This window comes from Kitasatospora sp. NPDC001660, from assembly GCF_053596725.1.
The window spans coordinates 1-1,423 of the sequence record NZ_JBSFGU010000138.1; the positions used below are offsets into that span (position 1 = coordinate 1).

Genomic DNA, 1,423 nt, shown 5'->3' on the forward strand with positions numbered 1-1,423 from the left:
AGAGGGAGTTCTGTGAGGGTGTGAGCGGTTCGTCCCGTTGTGTCGAAGTCTGCTGCCAGCCACGGGGGTTGACGTCCGGCGAGGATGCGGTCTCCTGTAGGCATGGGCGAGCGCAGTCCCTACCCGAGCGACCTGTCGGATGAGGCCTGGGAGCTGATCCGGCCGGTCCTCACTGCGTGGAAGGCGAAGCATCCCTCGGTCAGCGGCCATGCGGGCCGGTACGAGATGCGGGAGATCGTGAACGCGATCCTCTACCAGGCCCGCACCGGCTGCCAGTGGCGCTACCTGCCCCACGACCTGCCGCCCAAGAGCGCGGTGTACTACTACTTCGGGGCATGGCGCGACGACGGGACCTCCGAGACGATCCACGACCTGCTGCGCTGGCAGGTCCGAGAAAGCCGCAGGCGACACGAGGACCCCACCGCGGTCGTCCTGGACTCCCAGACCGTGCGGGCCTCGACGAACGCGCCGAAGGACACGACCGGGCTGGATCCGGGCAAGAAGAGCCCGGGCCGCAAGCGGGGCATCGCCACCGACGTGCTCGGCCTGGTCGTCGCCGCCGTCGTGGTCGCGGCGAGTGTCCACGACAACGCGATCGGCATCGCGCTGCTGGACAAGGTCGTCCGCGCCGCACCCACCGTGACCAAGGCATGGACGGACGCCGGGTTCAAGAACGCGGTCGTCGAGTACGGCGCCCACCTCGGCATCGACGTGGAGATCGTTCAACGTGAGCCCGGCGCGCGAGGGTTCACACCGGAACCCAAACGATGGGTGGTCGAGCAGACCCTGGGCACTCTCATGCTCCATCGCCGGCTCGCACGGGACTACGAGGCCAAGCCGGCCAGCTCGGTGGCGGTGATCCACTGGTCCATGACCGACGTGATGCTCCGCCGCCTCACCCGCGCCGCCACCCCGACCTGGCGCGACCCGCCACCCTGGCGTCCGACACCTGTGACCAGCGGGAGCGTCGATGAGGGAACTCCTGGACAAGATCGAGTCCCGGCAGCAGCTCGTCCACGAGACAGCTGAAGAACTACGTGAACAGATCGCCCGGCTCGCCGAACAACTCGCCGCTGCCGAAGCCACCTTGAAGCGTCTGCAGATCACCCGGGAGACCATCCTGGAACTGGCCGCCGAGGACGGCGCGCAGCCACCTGGGGCGCTGCCGCCCGGATACCGCGCGATCCTGGCCGCCATCGAGACAGCGGAAGAAGGACTCCGCGCCAAGGACGTCTGCCAGGCCCTCGGTCTCGGCACCGAGCCCCGCCACACCGAAGGAACCCGCGCCAAGCTGAAACGCCTGGTCAGCCGTGGCATCCTCACCGAACCCGAGCCCGGCCTGTTCACCCTCACCAACTCGGCACCGGCCGCCCCCGAGGCCAATTCAAGCTGAACCTCGGCGAAGGCTCACAGAACACCCTCT

At 68.4% G+C, this 1,423-nt stretch carries 2 protein-coding genes; both read left to right on the forward strand.

The window, feature by feature from the left end:
* The first annotated feature begins 102 nt into the window (after window positions 1–102).
* On the forward strand, window positions 103–1,029 hold the full coding sequence (locus ACWCXH_RS39895; protein WP_449806413.1) for an IS5 family transposase: 927 nt from the start codon (window positions 103–105) through the stop codon (window positions 1,027–1,029).
* Window positions 971–1,393 carry a hypothetical protein gene (locus ACWCXH_RS39900; RefSeq protein WP_449806414.1) on the forward strand — a complete coding sequence of 141 codons (423 nt, stop codon included), beginning with the start codon at window positions 971–973 and terminating at the stop codon, window positions 1,391–1,393. The genes ACWCXH_RS39895 and ACWCXH_RS39900 overlap by 59 nt, the downstream gene beginning before the upstream one ends.
* Window positions 1,394–1,423: the final 30 nt, after the last annotated feature.